Here is a 16623-nt window from a genome sequence, read left to right on the forward strand (position 1 = left end):
GACGAGCGGGCAGCCGACGCTGGGAGGGAAGTCGCTGGCGCCGGTGACCTGCAATAGCGGATCGCTGGCGTTCAGCAGCGCGAGCAACTGGAAGGAGAGCACCACGACCGGGCCGAAGACACCGCTCGCGGTGCAATCCGGGAAGGAAATCGTACACCCCGAGCCAGTGAATGGATTCCCCGACAACGTCGCTCCCGCAGGGAACGGGGTGAGGTTGGCTGCGAGCACGTCCACCGGCAGTCCGGCGATCGCGAACTGCAGCTCCGTGAAGCCGTGGTTCGATGGATCGTAGGCCATGACGTACGCGAAGGCCGGCTGGAACGGCGCCATCGGAAAGCACGACTGCCGATCGACATAGAGAATGACTTCGGCGCGTGCTGCCGGTACGAGCAGGCCCATGACGAGAAGGATCCGTAGCGAGAACATGAAGAGCACCTCCTGCAGTCAGGAGAGGGCGAGGGAAAGCGTAGTCCTCCAAGCTGCCGAGAGGCAAGCCTGCCCGGTCCTACCGGAACTCGCCGCGCAGCGCTACTCTCCGGGGAGCCCCACCGGGCGAGGGGAGCGCAGGGTCGCGCCTCGATGCGCCGGCGCAGAGGCCGGATCCCGTGTCCTCATGGGCCTTGGTGGAACGGCCAGCGATCCACGAACAGGGATGGGCCGTCGGCGCACGGCGTGGCTTCCGATCCACACCACACCGATCACGGCGGAGTGAGCATGAGCGCTTCGGTGGCCAAGCGTATCGAGGAGCTACGGCGCCAGATCGAGCGCCACGACCAGCTTTACTACGAGGAGGCGGCGCCGGAGATCGGGGACGCGGAGTACGACGCGCTGGTGCAGGAGCTGGCGGCGCTGGAAGCACAGCATCCGCAGTACCGCCGCTCGGATTCGCCGACGGCCCGCGTCGGCGGCGCCACGGATCGGAACTTCCCGACCGTGGCGCATCAGGTGCCCATGCTCTCCCTGGACAATACCTACGACGACAGTGAGCTCGCCGCCTTCCACACCCGGGTCGTGGAGCTCTTGGGTGGTGCCGAACCCGCTTACGTCGTCGAGCCCAAGCTGGACGGCGTCGCCGTGAGCTTGCACTACAAGGGCGGACGCTATGTCCGCGCCGTCACCCGCGGTGACGGCCGGAGTGGCGATGAGGTGACGCGCAACGTGGCCACGCTGAAGACCTTGCCGCAACGCGTGCAGGCCCCCTGGCCGGAGTTCGAGGTGCGCGGCGAGATCTTCATGCCCACGGAGGCGTTCCGACGCTTCAACGCCGAGCGCGAAAAGGCCGGAGAGAAGACCTTGGCCAACCCGAGGAACACCACGGCGGGCTCGCTCAAGCTCCTCGATCCCGAGCAGGTGGCGGCGCGGCCGCTCACCCTCTGTGTCTACCAGTTGGTGGAAGCGGAGCGGCTCGGGTTGGCCACGCACTGGAAGACGCTGCAGGCGCTGCGGCGCGCGCGCTTCCCGGTGAACGAGCACAACCGCCACTGTCGAGACTTCGCGGCGGTGAACGAAGCCATCGCCTCCTTGCGGGCGCAGCGGGAGGACCTTCCTTATGAGATCGACGGCGCCGTGATCAAGGTCGATTCCCTGGCGCAGCAGCGCGAGCTCGGGGTGACGGCGAAAGCGCCGCGCTGGGGCATCGCCTTCAAGTTCGGCTCGGCGCAGGTACGGACGAAGCTGCGGGACATCACGGTGCAGGTGGGGAGAACGGGCAGCGTCACACCGGTGGCGGAGCTCGAACCGGTCTGGCTCGGAGGCATCACCATCGGCCGGGCGACGCTGCACAATCGGGATGAGCTCGAGCGTCTCGACGTCCGCATCGGCGATACCGTGCTGGTGGAGCGCGGGGGCGACGTGATCCCCAAGGTCGTAGGCGTGCTGCGCGAGCTGCGGACGGGGAAGGAGAAGCGCTACCGCTTCCCGAAGAAGTGCCCTTCCTGCGGGGCCGATTTGGTGGAGAACCCCGACGAGGTGGCGGTGCGCTGCGAGAACCCGAGCTGTCCGCAGCAGCTCGAGCGCCGCCTGCAGCACTTCGCTTCCCGCAATGCCATGGACATTGCCGGCCTGGGCGAGCAGAACGTGAAGCTCCTGGTGGAGAAGGGCCTCGTCCGGAGCTTCGGCGATCTCTACCGGCTGCGCCTCGAGGACCTGCTCCCTCTGGAGCGCTTCGCGGAGAAGTCGGCGCAGCAGCTCCTGGACGCCATCGCGGCGAGCAAGAAGCGCCCCTGGCGCACCAAGCTCCACGCTCTCGGCATCCGGCACGTCGGCATCGCCGGAGCGGCGGTGCTGGCGGCGCGCTATCCCGACGTGGAGTCGCTGCGCCGGGCGAGCCTCGAGGAGTTGCAGGAGCTGGAGGACGTGGGACCGCGGGTGGCGGCGAGCATCGCTGCCTTCCTGCACGGGGAGACGACTCGGGCGCTGATCGATGATCTCGTCGATCTCGGCGTGCTCCGGCCCGAACCAGCGAAGCGAAGCGGGCCACAACCCTTCGCCGGCCTCACCTTCGTCCTCACCGGGACGCTCGAAAAGATGACGCGACCGCAGGCGCAGGCGGCGATCGAAGCGCGCGGCGGGCGCGTCAGCGGCTCGGTGAGCAAGAAGACACAGTACGTGGTGGTCGGCGCCGATCCGGGCAGCAAGGCCGACAAAGCGCAAGAGCTCGGCATCCCGCAGCTCGACGAGGCGCAGTTCCTCGCCTACCTCGAAGGGACACCGTGATCGCCGAGGTGCTGCCGGAGATCGAGGCCGCATGTCGGCCCGGCGCGGATCCACGTCTGCTCCGGCTCGCCATGGAGATTCTGCCGGCGGAAGCCGTCGAGGCCAGGCGCCGTCTCGGAACGGCACTCACCGCGGTGGTTTTGCAGCGTCTGCAGCGCCGCCCGGCGCCGCCGCCGGCTCGGGGACCGTTGCGCCAAGCCGCGCTGCAAGCGCCACACCCTCTCCTCGACCGTTGCTACGAGCACCTGTCTTCGGCGCCTCGGCAGGGCGTCTTCGAAGCGCGCGCGGGACAGCTCGAGATGGCGCATGCGGTCCTCGAGGCGCTGGAGAAGCAGGAGGTGCTCGTCGTCGAGGCGGGCACGGGCAGTGGCAAATCGCTGGCCTACGCCTTGGCGGCGATCGTGCACACCGTGCGCTCCGGACGCCGGGTCGTCATCGCCACGCACACACGGACGCTCCAGGAGCAGCTCGTCCAGCGCGAGCTCCCTTGGTTGTGGGCGAGTCTCGATTTGGACGCAGTGCCACGCTCCGACGGCGGGCACGGCTTGGGATTCGCGAAGTTGCTCGGACGGGGGAATTACGTTTGTGTCACCGCTCTCGATCGCTGGGTGCAAGCCTGGCGAGAGCGCGGCGGTAGCCTGGAATTGTTGCGCCTACTTCTCGCGCTCCTCCGCCGTGACGACGGCAGCCTGGACGAGATCCTGCCGGGCTGCGCGCCGGAGCACCTGGAGGCGGTGCGCAGCCGGCGTGAGACCTGCGCCGGACGCGCTTGCCGGGGTGACCCACCGTGCCCGGTATACGCGGCGCGTGAGCGAGCGCGAGCCGCCGATCTCGTCGTCGTCAACCACGCCTTGCTCTGCGAGGACGGGCGGCTCGAGGGCACGCTCCTCGGAGACTGCGGTGGTTTGGTCGTGGACGAGGCCCACGCCTTGGAAGGCGTGGCGACCGAGGCGCTCGCCGTTCGCTTGCACGCCGGTCGCGGCGAGACTCTTGTCGTCGCCGCACGCCGGCTGGAGGCGGAACGTCGGGCCACACCAGGGACCTCGGCGGCCCTCGAAGAGCTCGTCGTGCGTCTCGGCGAGCGTTGCCAGACGGTGCGGCGGCAGCTCCTCCTGCTCTTGGAAACGCTCGATGCGGCGCTGCCTCGCGCCGCCCGGGTGCGCCCGCGCCAGCGCTACCGCGATGCCGACGAAGTCTTCGGCCGGGTGCAGACCGAGGTCACGGCGCTGCGCGAGGCCTTGGATGTAGGGCTCGATGTAGCAGCCCAAGCCGAGAGCGAGTGCCTCGCGGCAGCGGTGACGGCGCCGGGGGCGGGCCTGGCCGAGCTCGCCGGCGTCGTGCTCTCCTTGCTGCAGGAAGCATCGCAGGCGTTGGAATGCGTCCTTCGAGCTGCCGACGACGACTGGGTCTACCATCTCGACTTCAGCGGCACCGACTCCGCGCTCACCGCCATCGTCGCCACGCCGCTCGAGGTGGGAGCGGCGCTGCAGCAGCTTCTCTCGGCGCCAGAGCGCGCCGTCATCTACACCTCGGCCACTCTCTTCGTGGAAGGGGATGCGGCGTTCGTGCGACGCCGCCTGGGACTCGCCTCGACGGTGCGGCAGCTCACCGTCGAATCTCCCTTCGAGTACGCGGCGCAATGCACGGTGGTGCACACGGCGAGCCTCGGAGATTATCGGGATCCGGAATTCGTGCCGACCATGGCGGCGTTGGTGGAGAACCTGCACCGCGAGACCCAGCGGCGCATGCTCGTCCTCCTCACCTCGCACTCTATGTTGCGGGCACTGCACGCCGAGCTCGTCCAGCGCCTCGGCGGCAAAGCACCGCTCCTCGCCCAGGGGATCACGGCCGAGCGCGCCACCCTCGCCGACCGTCTCACGGCCACGCCTGCGGCGATTCTCCTGGGCACCGCGAGCTTCTGGGAGGGCGTCGATTTCCCCGGCGAAGCGCTGGAGGTTCTGGTGCTCGCCAAGCTTCCCTTCGCCCCACCGGACGAGCCGCTGGTGGAGGCCCGCTGCGAACGCCTGCGGGCGCGAGGCGAGGACCCCTTCGCCGATTTCCTCCTGCCCGAAGCGGTCCTGCGCTTCCGTCAAGGCTTCGGGCGCCTCATCCGCACGCGGCAGGACCGGGGCGCCGTGCTCCTCCTCGACGGCCGCCTCGAGAGCCGGGCCTACGGCGAGACCTTTGTGGCGTCGCTCCCGGTCCGCACCCAGAGCTTCGACACGCCGGAGACGATGCTCGCGCACGTGCGCACCTGGCTCGATCGTGGAATGGAAAACCAAATCGGATAGGTTCACTGCGCACGGCGGCAACGCCCTCGTGGCGCCGCTCGCGCTCCACGATTTGAACGGCGAAACAATCCTCTTTAACGGCGCGGACTACGGGACCAATGCGTCGCGTGCGGAGCGTCTCATCCGTCGTCTTCGCCTAGTAGGGCAGCCTCCCCCACGGCCGAGAGGGGAGGGAGGCTGCGCTTGACGACGGGTCACACTAGAATCAGCGATACATGGCTTTCACGTCACCCCATTTCACCGGCAACGTCGGCGTGGCGCAGTGGGCAGGGAGGATACGCGTACCATGAACGTGCTCGACTGTGCACCCGCCGCCAAAGCAAGCTGCACCAGCCGACTCCGCCTCGGTAACACAAACGTAATAGAAGGAATCTCCATCTCGCGTAGCGTCCAACGTCAGGGTGAAGGAATCCGTGCAAAGCCAATCCCCAACACTCCAGGCGCATTCGAGATGGAGAGTCGTCGCCGTCGCTGTCCCTCTGCAGACCTCTGGATACGGCGCCTCGGGCGTGGGAATCAATTCCTCGCCGGCACATATCGTGTCTTGCCAGGACGCAACGGTGTAGACAGTATGTTCATAGCAGTCGTAGCTCGAGTCTTCTGTGGCCCAGATGCCTTCCCATTCAGGTGGCACGGGAACGATTGCGCGCAGCGTCTCGAGGATTGCTCGAGTGTCGTTGGCTTGCCCTGCCTGCGCCCAGGCAGAAAGAAGCAGTACGACAAGGGTCGATGGTCGTAGCCAGGATTTCATAGCGTTCCTCCAATCCCGTGGAGGGCTCCAAACGCCTTTGGGAATGGTCCCCACACCAAGTACAAGCGACGCATCCCGAAGTTGCTTTCAACGCTCTTTTTCGCCCCGTCGGTCTGCCAGGCCGCAACGGTCTCAAGCTGGATGGACTCTGGCGCATCGCCCGATGGTGCCAAGGGCCCCCATGAAGGGAGCAACGGGTTTCCCCGCAGTGACTTATCAGGAGATTTTAGAGCGGATCCTCAGCGATGACTTCGACACGGTTCCACCTGCTACACGGCAGCGTCGAAGCTCGATGGCCCAGGTCAAAGTACATTTACCTCGGGGTCAGTGGGGAGGAAGCCTTGGACGCGCTGCCCGACACACTGGAGGCTCTTGTCTCGAGCGCCAAGTCAGGCCTGGTAGTCGTCCTGAGCGGGGCCGGGATCTCGGCAGAGAGTGGCATCCCCACCTTCCGGGGGCCCGAGGGATTTTGGACCGTGGGTTCTTCCACCTACGCGCCACAGGAAATGGCAACGCAGGCGTTTTTCCACCGTCATCCCGACGTCTGGGCCTGGTACGTCTACCGGCGGAGTTTGTGCGCGGCAGTCGATTTCCCCGGCGAAGCGCTGGAAATCCTGGTGCTCGCCAAGCTTCCCTTCGCCCCACCGGACGAGCCGCTGGTCGAGGCCCGCTGCGAACGCCTACGTGCTCGCGGCGAGGATCCCTTCGGCGATTTCCTCTTGCCCGAAGCGGTCCTGCGCTTCCGTCAAGGCTTCGGGCGCCTCATCCGCACGCGGCAGGACCGGGGAGCCGTGCTCCTCCTCGACGGCCGCCTCGAGAGCCGGGCCTACGGCGAGACTTTCGTGGCCTCGCTTCCCGTCCGCACCCGGAGCTTCGAGACGCCGGAATCCATGCTGGCCCACGTCCGCCAGTGGTTTGCAAGCAGCCTGAAACACGGAAGCCAGTCGTTTTGATTTCTTGACGATTGGGCCCGCATACGGCTACACTGCCGGCCCTGAGAGCGCGAACAACAGTGCTTACATCGGAGGGACGTATGTCTTGCGTCTCCAGGGGTACAGCGTTCGCGGTCGTAGCCGTCTCGGTTCTGACGAGCGCCCTCGCCTCCGCCCAAACCTGCATCGACACCTGCAACTGCGCCCGTAGCGCCAGCATCGCCGCCTGCGATGCGGACTATCAGACCTGCGTCGCCAACGCTGGTGGGGATCCGGACCAGCTGGCCTTGTGTGCCGCCCAGAATGCCGACTGCCTCGCCGCGGCCGACGCCGACTTCATTGCTTGCGCCCGCCCTTGCCCTGTGGGCAACGACCCTTGCGGCAACTGCCACCTCAACTTTGGCTTCGAGACGACTCGCTGCAACGACCAATATGTGGCCTGCCTGCAGTCGGGCGGCGCCCCCGCTACCTGCAGCGCCCTATTCGAGGCGTGCCAGGCCGCCGCCGGGCAGAGATTCCACGACTGCCTCCTGAGCGTGTGCGTGCACGAGCCGACCTGTAGCTGTGAATCCGCTCCGTGCGTGAGCATCGCAGCGGCTCCCGTCCTGCGCGGCTGTCCGGCAGCGACTCTGAACGTCACCGGCACCGTGACGAACTGTTCGCCCGTGTCCGCGGACATCGACATCTTCGTCGGTGGCGTACACGTGGCCTCGCACTCGGGTGTCGCTCCGGGTGCCGTGGTTTCCGGTAGCCGCGAGGTCACCAACGACTGCCAGGTGACCTCGTACAGCATCCGTGCGGAGGCGCGGACGGCGGGATGCTCTGAGGCGTTCGTGGCCACGTCGACCCTGTCCATCCAGTGCCAATGTTCCGACGACTGCCTGACCGGACGCGCCGACATCACCTCGCTCTGGCCGCCGAGCAGTCAGTTCGTGAACGTGCACGTCGACGCCCTCGATGCCGGCGGCAATCCAGTGGCGGTGAATCTCACTGGCGTCAGCAGCGATGAGCCGAGCTCCGTCCACTGTCCCGACGCCCTCCTCAGCTTTGCGGACGCGTCGCTCCGCGCGGCACGCGACCCGCAACGCAACGGGCGCGTCTATCGGCTCTCCTTCGTCGCTCGAGAACCGCAATCCGCCCAGTGCAGCGGCGTCGTGTCCGTGTGCGTGCCGGTGACTCGAAAGGGCACTTGTATCGACGATGGCCAGCTCTACGATCCGCAGGGATGCGCGAGCAAGCCATTGCCTGTCGCCACAGCGGAACCAGTGCTCGTGCGCAGCGGAACCGACGGCGGCGTCGAGATCCTGGTGGCGGAATCCAAGGGCGAGGGTGTCCGGGTCGACATCTACGACGTCGGGGGGCGCCGGGTGGCGCAGCTCGACGATCTCGTCCCCCAGAGCGGCGCACGACGGATCCTCTGGGACGGGCGCGATCTCCGGGGCCGTCAGGTTGCGAGTGGCGTCTATCTCGTCCGCGTCCATCTGGACGGCACGGTGTATTCCGCGAAGACCGTTCTCCTGCGCTAACCTGGCGCGGTGCGATGGTCGGGTGCGCACTACGCGACTGCGTCGGGCGCGATGGCTCAGGACATCCTCCGGGATCGACGAAGGAGGTGCCTTCGACGAGAATTGCTAACGAACTCTGACCCCAAGCAAAACGAATAGTGCCGGTTTGGCCGATGGCTCTGTTGGGGCTTGTCCTCGTGGCCACGGGCCCCAGGGCATTCCCTGACTTGGTCTCGACTGCAACCCAAAGCATGGCATTGCCGGATTCGATGTGGGTCCGTGGCCGTGCTGCCATCGTTTGCAGTGTCAGTGGTCCAGAATGATCACCTCACCCGACATCCCCTCCAAGGAGTGGCCATGTCTTCACGCACCGTGATTCTCACCGTCGCTCTGCTGGCGTCCGTCGCGTGTGCCCGGGCCGCGGCGTCCGGGTTCTTCGTACCCACGGCAGGTCCGCTCGGACGGAATGCCGTGGACATTGCCTTGTCGCCCAACGGTGACCTATTCGCCACGACTGACGATCGGTCCGTGAGCCGTCTCATCTCCGCGTCGTCGCGCTGGACCAATCTGCCCGCTCTTCCAGCACCGGTGTCGGCGGTCGAGGTCGCGCCCGACGGCCAGGTCTGGGCCTTCGGCGCCGGCGACCAGTTCGTATCGAGCGACCATGGCCAAACATGGACGCGCCCTGGATCGCTGCCGGCGATCCTGCAAGTCGCGTTCGATGCGACCGGACGAGTATTCGCGGCCACGGGATCGGGATTGTATCGGTCGGCGGATGGTGGCAGGACGTGGACACTCCTCGGGCTCCCTCAGGCCACGATCGAAGCCGTCGAGGTGGCGGCGAACGGTACGGTTTGGGCGGCCGTCGCCTCTGGCCTCTACCACTCCGGCGACGCGGGGGCGACGTGGGCGCAGATGGCGGCGCTGCCGCTACCGGCGACGGCGCTCGCGGCGCACCCGGAGGGTGGAGCCTATGTCGGTCTGGCAAGCCTCGGGTATCCAACCTGCCAATGGGGTGGCCTGTACCGGGCACACGAGAACGGCGAACTGAGTTTGTTGGGATTTGCCACACAGCGCGTCAACGACATCCTGGTTGGCGACGATGCAAGCACCACGGTTTCTGTGGACACCAGTTGCCATTACGCCATGTCGTGCCCCGGATGCGGCTTCCCGGGAGTGCCGAGCTGCGTCGCCCAGGGGATCTACCAGAGCGCCGACGGTGGGGTCACGTGGTCGCAGCGCCAGCTCTCGACCGAGTCCATCCCGCGCGAGCTCGTGTTGCGTCACGACGGCACTCTGTTCACCGTCACCGTAGGCTTCGGCTGCGACATCTGCGGAACCATTTCCCGGGGCATCTTGATCTCCGCGGATGGGGGAACAGGCTGGTCGGCGCTCCCGGTCGGGCCCGGGAAGAGCACTGCCTCTGCCATCTGGGTCGACACCCCGCCGGGCACGCCGACCATCTTCGCCGCTGGCCCTCATTCGGTGTACGCTTCCACCAACCACGGGATGGATTGGCTGCTTCTGGCGGACGTGACACCGACCATCTGTGCTCAGATTCTCGGAGCCAGCGTGTTCGCCCGCGACGCTTCCGGCATCGTCTTCGCCTTCGACGGTTGGAATAGGGCGTTCGCCGTCGGGCCAGGAGGCGTGCGGAGCGGCAGCGCGCCCTCCTGCGGATATGATGCTCTCCACGCCGCCACGGTGGTCACCGCAAACGGCTCCCTTCTCGTGGCGTGTCTCGATGGGGTTCATGCTGCACCGGCTGCGGCGGCAGGTGTCTTCGATTGGTCAGCCGGCGTCGGGCCGCGGGACCTGCACTTTCTCGAGGCCGGTCCGTCGCTGCGCGTGGTTGGTTCCGGTTCACCATACGACTCCGGGACCTACCTCTCCGACGATGGCGGCTTCGGATGGACGCAGATCGCTACGGTCGGCGACGGGCCGCTCGTTTTCGCGCCGGATGGACACATGCTCTACGTCGCAACCCAAGCGGCTGGATCGGAGGTGCGGGTCGTTCGCCTGGTGGATGCGGGCGGAACATGGATCGAGTCGCCGATGCCGGCCTTCGGACCGGGCGTCTGGTGGGTTCAGGACCTTCTTCTCGACCCGACGGGAACCCTCTATGCGCTGTCGGACACCGGCGTGGGCGGCCACGTGCTTCGGCTGCAGGCCGACCGGTGGGAAGACCTGGGGGAGATCCCGGACGCCCGTTCGTTCAGCATCGCCGACGACGGGTACCTTTACATCGGAACGTACAACGGCGTCTGGCGCAGCTCCGGCTCGCTCGGACAGGTGACCGCGATCTGGCCTGGCACGGAAGGCCTGACCTCGGTGCGCGCGTTCCCGAACCCCTTCGGTGCGCGGGCCTCGATCACGTTCGCTCTGGGGCGGCCGGATCGCGTGCACCTCACCGTCTACGATGTCCGCGGCCGGCTCGTGAGCGTGCTCCTGCGCGGGTCCAGCCTGGAGCGAGGTCCACAAGAAGCCATCTGGGACCCACCCGCCGGTCTTCCGAATGGCGTGTACAGCTACTGCCTGCGCACGTCGCTGGGGGAGCACTCGGGCCGGCTCTTGCTGTTGCGGTGAGCGGTTCCTGAGCGGAGCAACCGGCCGACCCGTTCCGAATCCCAGCGGATCGTCGTGCGCCGAAGGCGATTTCGCGGTGCTCTCGATCGGTCGATACGGAGGATGCCTTGGATTCGGCGCCCCGCAGCTTGGAGACCCTGGTCGCTAAGGCGCCGGCGGGTCCGGTGGTGGTGCTGACGGGCGCTGGCATTTCCGCCGAGAGCGGCATCCCCACGTTCCGTGGTCCCGAGGGTTTCTGGACCGTCGGCTCTCGGGAATACGCGCCACAGGAGATCGCGACGCGCCTGTTCTTCCAGGACCACCCCGAGGAGGTCTGGGCCTGGTACCTGTACCGGCGAAACCTCTGCGCGGCGGCAGAGCCGAATGCGGCGCACCACGCCTTGGTGGAGCTGGAGGAATCCTTGCAGGATCGTTTCGCGCTCGTGACGCAGAACGTCGACGGGTTGCACCGACGCGCCGGAAGCAGCCCGGAACGCACGCTCGAAATCCACGGCAACTTGCACTGGATGCGCTGCGCCTCCTCCTGCGGCCCCGACCTCTGGCCCGTGCCGTTGTCCTTCCAACCCTGCGGACGCTCCGACAGACTCGGTGCCCGCGAGCGGGAGGCGCTGCGCTGCCAGCGCTGCGGCGGTTGGGCGCGGCCGCACGTGCTCTGGTTCGACGAGATCTACGACGAAACTCTCTATCGCCGTGCCCTCGAGACGGCGCGTCGGGCGGCATTCCTTCTCGTCATCGGCACCTCGGGGGCGACGTCGCTGCCGCTCCGGATGGGCGAGATCGCCGCCGACCGGCGAATCCCGATCCTGGACTTGAATCTGGAGCCGAATCCCTTCGCGGCTTGGGCCGCCGAACACGGCCTGCATCTGCCCGCCGCGGCGGCCGCCTCGCTCCCGGGCCTGGTGCAGCGATTGCTGGCAACGCTCCCTCCCGGCCCGCCGCGGCAGCCGCTGACATAGCGGCGCGGGGGCCAGCCTGGCACTGACCGTTCGCGCCGGCCCCTCAACTGCTCCCTGGGGAAACGGCGGCGTTGACGGCGGCGACGCCGTGGACGGAAGCGGCGCCGTTGACGGCGGTGGCGCCAAAGGGCACGATGCGCGCCGGAGGGCGGAGCAACGATGCCAGAGGCGCGGGCGACGCGAATGGTGAAGGTGGACGGCGAGCACCTGGAGCTCGCCGATGTGCGCGCCGTGGCCGCAGGGGCGACGGCGGTGCTCGCGCCGGCGGCGCGGGAACGCTGTGAACGAGCCGCCGAGACGCTGCAACGTGCCGTCGCCGGCGGCGAGGCGCTCTATGGCATCAACACCGGCTTCGGCCCCTTCGCTCGTACCCGCGTCCCCGATGGTGACATCGAGGCCCTGCAGGTCAACCTGATCCGCAGTCATGCGGCCGGCTTCGGCGAACCACTGCCAGTGCCGGTGGTGCGCGCCATGCTGGTGCTGCGCGCCCATTCCCTCACCCGGGGCTATTCCGGCGTCGGGCCGGCGCTGCCCGAAGCGTTGCTCGCTCTCCTCGCGCACAACCTCATCCCCGTCGTCCCGTCCCAGGGTTCCGTGGGAGCGAGCGGCGATCTCATGCCCCTCGCCCACATCGGTCTCGCACTCCTCGGCGAGGGCGAAGTCTTCCACGCCGGCACTCGCAAGCAGGCAGCGGCGGCATTGCAGCAGGAGGGCCTGCGGCCCCATCGCTTCGCCATGAAGGAAGGCCTGGCGCTTGTCAACGGCACGCAGATGATGACGGCTGGCGGGATCCTCGCGAGCAGTGAAGCCCAGCTCGTGCTGCACGCGGCGCAAGTGGGGGCAGCCATGTCGGTGGAGGCCATGCTCGGCAGCGTCGCCGCCTTCGACGCCGGCGTGCAGGCGCTGCGCGGTCACGCCGGACAGATCGCCGTCGGCGCCAACTTGCGCGCCTTGCTGCAGGGGAGCGCCATCGTCGCCAGTCACGCCGACTGCGCCCGGGTGCAGGATGCCTACTCGCTGCGCTGCACGCCGCAGGTTCTCGGCGCCTCCCAGGACGTCCTGCGCTGGGTGGAAGGGGTGTTGCAGATCGAGGCCGATGCGGTGACCGACAACCCTCTCGTCTTCCCCGAGGATGGGCGCGTGATCTCGGGCGGCAACTTCCACGGCCAGCCGCTCGCGCTCGCTCTCGACGCCCTCGGCGTCGCCGTGGCCGAGGTCGCCAGCCTCTCCGAACGCCGGTTGCACCGTCTGCTCCACGATCACGACGTGGAAGCCCTGCCACGCTGCTTGACCCCGCGCCCGGGACTGCAGTCGGGCCTGATGATGCTGCAGTATTTGGCGGCGGCTCTCGTGTCCGAGAACCGGACGGCGTTGCACCCGGCAGCGGCGGACAACGTGGTCACGGGCGGCGGTGTGGAGGACCACAACAGCATGGGGAGCATCGCCGCGGTGCGCTTGCCGCGTCTGTTGCACAACGCCCGCGGCGCCATCGCGGCAGAGCTCATCGCCGCGGCCCAGGCGCTCGAGTTCCATGCGCCGCTCGCTCCGGGTCCGGCGACTGCCGCGGCGTTGCAGGCCGTGCGCCGCTTTGTGCCGCGCCTCGAAGAGGACCGCAGTCTCGCCCCGGACATCGCGGCGCTGGCGGCGACCTCGGCGCTCGAGAACGTCGTCGCAGCGGCCGTGTCGGCCATGAAGGAGCCGCTGGCGCCTTGAGTTTGCCTGGGAACGGTGCGCGGGTTGGATGCGACAGGCTCCACTGGGCGAGGGACGCGACGGGCTGGATGTGACGGATTGACTGGTAGATGCGCTCGTGGTCGAAGGTGCAGCATGAAGTGGGAGGTGGCAAGGTGACCGACGTCCGCAGCGTGCCCTTCGACCTCGATCGCGCTCTGGCGGAGAAGCGGCTGCGGGCGCCGCGGGGGACGACGCTGGTCTGCAAGGGCTGGCTGCAGGAAGCGGCGCTCCGGATGTTCTGCAACAACCTCGATCCCGAGGTGGCCGAGCGCCCGCAAGACCTCGTCGTCTACGGCGGCATCGGCAAGGCGGCGCGCAACTGGGATTGCGCCCAGGCCATCGTGCGGGAGCTGCGCCGGCTGGAAGCGGACGAGACCTTGATCGTGCAGTCGGGCAAACCCGTCGCCGTCTTCCGCACCCATCCCGATGCGCCGCGCGTGCTGCTCGCCAACTCGAACCTGGTGCCGCGCTGGGCCACCTGGGAGCACTTCCACGAGCTCGATCGCCGCGGCCTCTTCATGTACGGCCAGATGACCGCGGGGAGCTGGATCTACATCGGCACGCAAGGCATTCTGCAGGGAACCTACGAGACCTTCGCGGCCTGCGCGCGGCAGCACTTCGACGGCAGTCTTCAAGGACGCATCGTCCTCACCGGCGGCCTGGGCGGCATGGGGGGGGCGCAGCCGCTCGCGGTGACGATGAACGGCGGCGTCTGCCTGGCGGTGGAGGTCGATCCGGCACGGATCGCCCGGCGTCTCGAGACCCGCTACTGTCAGGTGCAGGAAACGACGGTGGAAGGGGCCTTGGCCCGGGCCGAGCACGCCCGCGCCAGCGGCGAAGCGCTCTCCATCGCGCTCCAGGGCAATTGCGCCGAGGTCTTGCCCGCTCTCGTGCAGCGCGGCTTCCGCCCCGACATCGTCACCGATCAGACCTCGGCACACGACGAGCTGCACGGTTACGTGCCGCAGGGCCTCGAGGTGCAGGCAGCAGCGTCCTTGCGCCAGCGCGATGCGGCCGAATACATTCGCCGCAGCCTCGCCTCCATGGCGACGCACTGCCGCGCGCTGCTCGACTTCCAGGCCGCCGGCAGCGTCGTCTTCGACTACGGCAACAACTTGCGCGGTCAAGCGCAGAAGGCCGGCGTCGCCGAAGCTTTCGCTTATCCCGGCTTCGTCCCAGCTTACGTGCGCCCGCTCTTCTGCTCGGGCAAGGGTCCATTCCGCTGGGTGGCACTTTCGGGCGATCCTGCCGACATCGCCCGCACCGATCAGCTGGTGCTGGAGCTCTTCCCGGAGGACGAATCCCTCTGCCGGTGGATTCGCCTGGCCTCGGCGCAAGTGGCGGGACAAGGCTTGCCGGCGCGCATCGCCTGGCTCGGCTACGGCCAGCGCGCGCGCTTCGGTCTGGCGCTCAACGATCTCGTCGCCCGCGGCGAGCTGCGCGCTCCCATCGTCATCGGGCGCGATCACCTGGATTCGGGCTCGGTGGCGAGCCCCTACCGTGAGACCGAAGCAATGCGCGACGGCAGCGACGCCGTCGCCGATTGGCCGCTGCTCAACGCCTTGCTCAACGCGGTGAGCGGCGCCACTTGGGTCTCGGTGCATCAAGGCGGCGGCGTCGGCATGGGACTCTCTGTGCACGCCGGAATGGTCATCGTCGCCGACGGCACTCCGCAAGCGGGAGAGCGATTGCGCCGAGTGCTCGATTGTGACCCGGGCATGGGAATTGCTCGACACGCCGACGCCGGTTACCCCGAGGCCTTGAGCGCGGCACACCGGCACGGTTTGCGTCTGCCCATGCTCGGAGACTGAAGCACGGCATGCACACGCGCCCGCCACCGCGTCGACAGCGGCTGTCCACGGCGGGGCCGTGCTCTCGGAGGGCGGCGTGACAGCGGTCGATTTCCTCCTCTTCAACTGCAGCGAGATCGTCTCGCCCATCGGCGAGGGCATGCCGCTGCGTCGCGGCGACCTCGGGCGGCTGCGCCGGGTGGAGAACGCGGCGCTGGTCGCCCGTTCCGGGGCCATCGTGCACTGGGGGCCGGAGCACGAGGTGCTGCACCGCATCGAGAAGCTGCCCGGCTGCGTCGAAGTGGATGCGCAGCAGCGCAGCGTCATCCCGGCCTTCGTGGACCCCCACACCCACGCCGTCTTCGGCTGCGCCCGCGCCGCCGAGTACGCCGCACGCATCGCCGGCACGAGCTACCAGGAGATCGCCGCCGCCGGTGGCGGCATCCATTCGAGCGTCCGCGACGTGCGCGCCCGCAGTGAGGACGAGCTGCTGGCGCTGCTCGTGGAGCGCTTGCGCCGCATGCTGGCCCACGGCACCACGACGGTGGAGATCAAGAGCGGCTATGGCTTGACCCTGGAGGACGAGCTCAAGCTGCTGCGAGTGATCCGCCGCGCCGGGGAGCAAGTTCCCGTACGCGTCGTTCCCACCTTTCTCGGTGCGCACGAGGTGCCCGAGGAGTTCCGGGCCCGGCGCGTGGAGTACGTACGCCTCCTCGTCCACGAGATGCTGCCTCAGGCGGCGCGCCTCGCCGAGTTCAACGACGTCTTCTGCGAACCCTCGGTGTTCACGCTCGAGGAGAGCGCCACGATCCTGGAAGCAGGAGCGCGACTGGGGTTGGCCCCCAAGCTGCACGCGGACGAGTTGGAGCCGTATGGCGGCACCGAGTTGGCCTGCCGTCTGGGCGCGGTGTCGGCGGATCACCTGCTGCGGGTGTCGCCGCCGGGAATCCAAGCGCTCGGGAGCAGCGCCACTGTGGCCGTGCTCCTACCCGGGACGAGCTTCGGGTTGGCGCTCGGAGCCTACGCCCCGGCCCGTGCCTTGGTGGAAGCCGGCGCCGTGGTGGCCTTGGCCACGGACTTCAATCCCGGCTCCAGCCACTGTCCGAGCATGCAAGCGATCTGGTCGCTCGCGTGCTCGCTGTTGCGTTTGACGCCGGCGGAGGCCCTCGTGGCCTGCACTTTGAATGCAGCTGTGGCGATCCGTCGGGGCGGCCAACTGGGGAGCCTGGAGCCGGGGCGGCGTTGCGATTTGGTGGTGACCCACGGCAAAGACTACCGCGAGGTGCCCTATCAGTTCGGGGTCAACAACGCCGCCCTCGTAGTCAGTGAGGGTCGCGTGGTCTGGAGCGACGGCTCGGTCTAA

10 protein-coding genes are annotated in these 16623 nt (G+C 68.1%); 9 read left to right on the plus strand and 1 reads right to left on the minus strand.

Annotated features, from left to right (window positions below; all coding sequences use genetic code 11):
- On the minus strand, positions 1-426 hold a 426-nt coding region (locus tag VFE28_02725), incomplete at its 3' end, for a hypothetical protein (protein ID HZM14894.1).
- A 288-nt stretch (positions 427-714) separates the two neighbouring features.
- Between VFE28_02725 and ligA the strand changes: the two genes are divergently transcribed.
- From ligA to hutI, 9 genes are all read left to right on the plus strand, one after another.
- Complete coding sequence (gene ligA / locus VFE28_02730; GenBank protein HZM14895.1) at positions 715-2715, plus strand: NAD-dependent DNA ligase LigA; 2001 nt, start codon at positions 715-717, stop codon at positions 2713-2715.
- Entirely contained in the window at positions 2712-5006 is a 2295-nt protein-coding gene (locus tag VFE28_02735; protein HZM14896.1) for a helicase C-terminal domain-containing protein, read from the plus strand. Before ligA ends, VFE28_02735 begins: the two co-directional genes overlap by 4 nt.
- A gap of 1092 nt (positions 5007-6098) precedes the next feature.
- On the plus strand, positions 6099-6710 hold the full coding sequence (locus VFE28_02740) for a helicase C-terminal domain-containing protein (GenBank protein ID HZM14897.1): 612 nt from the start codon (positions 6099-6101) through the stop codon (positions 6708-6710).
- A gap of 80 nt (positions 6711-6790) precedes the next feature.
- Positions 6791-8215, plus strand: a complete 1425-nt coding sequence (locus VFE28_02745; GenBank protein ID HZM14898.1) for a FlgD immunoglobulin-like domain containing protein — start codon at positions 6791-6793, stop codon at positions 8213-8215.
- 336 nt (positions 8216-8551) lie between these two features.
- The gene (locus VFE28_02750; protein HZM14899.1) at positions 8552-10780 is read left to right on the plus strand and encodes a hypothetical protein; all 2229 of its coding nucleotides are present in this window, start codon (positions 8552-8554) and stop codon (positions 10778-10780) included.
- A 107-nt stretch (positions 10781-10887) separates the two neighbouring features.
- The gene (locus VFE28_02755) at positions 10888-11736 is read left to right on the plus strand and encodes a Sir2 family NAD-dependent protein deacetylase (GenBank protein ID HZM14900.1); all 849 of its coding nucleotides are present in this window, start codon (positions 10888-10890) and stop codon (positions 11734-11736) included.
- Between the two features lie 159 nt (positions 11737-11895).
- The gene (gene hutH, locus VFE28_02760) at positions 11896-13449 is read left to right on the plus strand and encodes a histidine ammonia-lyase (protein HZM14901.1); all 1554 of its coding nucleotides are present in this window, start codon (positions 11896-11898) and stop codon (positions 13447-13449) included.
- A gap of 176 nt (positions 13450-13625) precedes the next feature.
- Positions 13626-15281 carry a urocanate hydratase gene (gene hutU, locus VFE28_02765; GenBank protein ID HZM14902.1) on the plus strand — a complete coding sequence of 552 codons (1656 nt, stop codon included), beginning with the start codon at positions 13626-13628 and terminating at the stop codon, positions 15279-15281.
- A 76-nt stretch (positions 15282-15357) separates the two neighbouring features.
- On the plus strand, positions 15358-16623 hold the full coding sequence (gene hutI / locus VFE28_02770) for an imidazolonepropionase (GenBank protein HZM14903.1): 1266 nt from the start codon (positions 15358-15360) through the stop codon (positions 16621-16623).

This window comes from Candidatus Krumholzibacteriia bacterium (genome assembly GCA_035649275.1).
Classification (GTDB): domain Bacteria; phylum Krumholzibacteriota; class Krumholzibacteriia.

Coding starts and splice junctions, on each gene's coding strand:
- ligA (HZM14895.1), top strand. CDS start 715: ATGAGCGCTTCGGTGGCCAAGCGTATCGAGGAGCTACGGCGCCAGATC.
- VFE28_02745 (HZM14898.1), top strand. CDS start 6,791: ATGTCTTGCGTCTCCAGGGGTACAGCGTTCGCGGTCGTAGCCGTCTCG.
- VFE28_02750 (HZM14899.1), top strand. CDS start 8,552: ATGTCTTCACGCACCGTGATTCTCACCGTCGCTCTGCTGGCGTCCGTC.
- hutH (HZM14901.1), top strand. CDS start 11,896: ATGCCAGAGGCGCGGGCGACGCGAATGGTGAAGGTGGACGGCGAGCAC.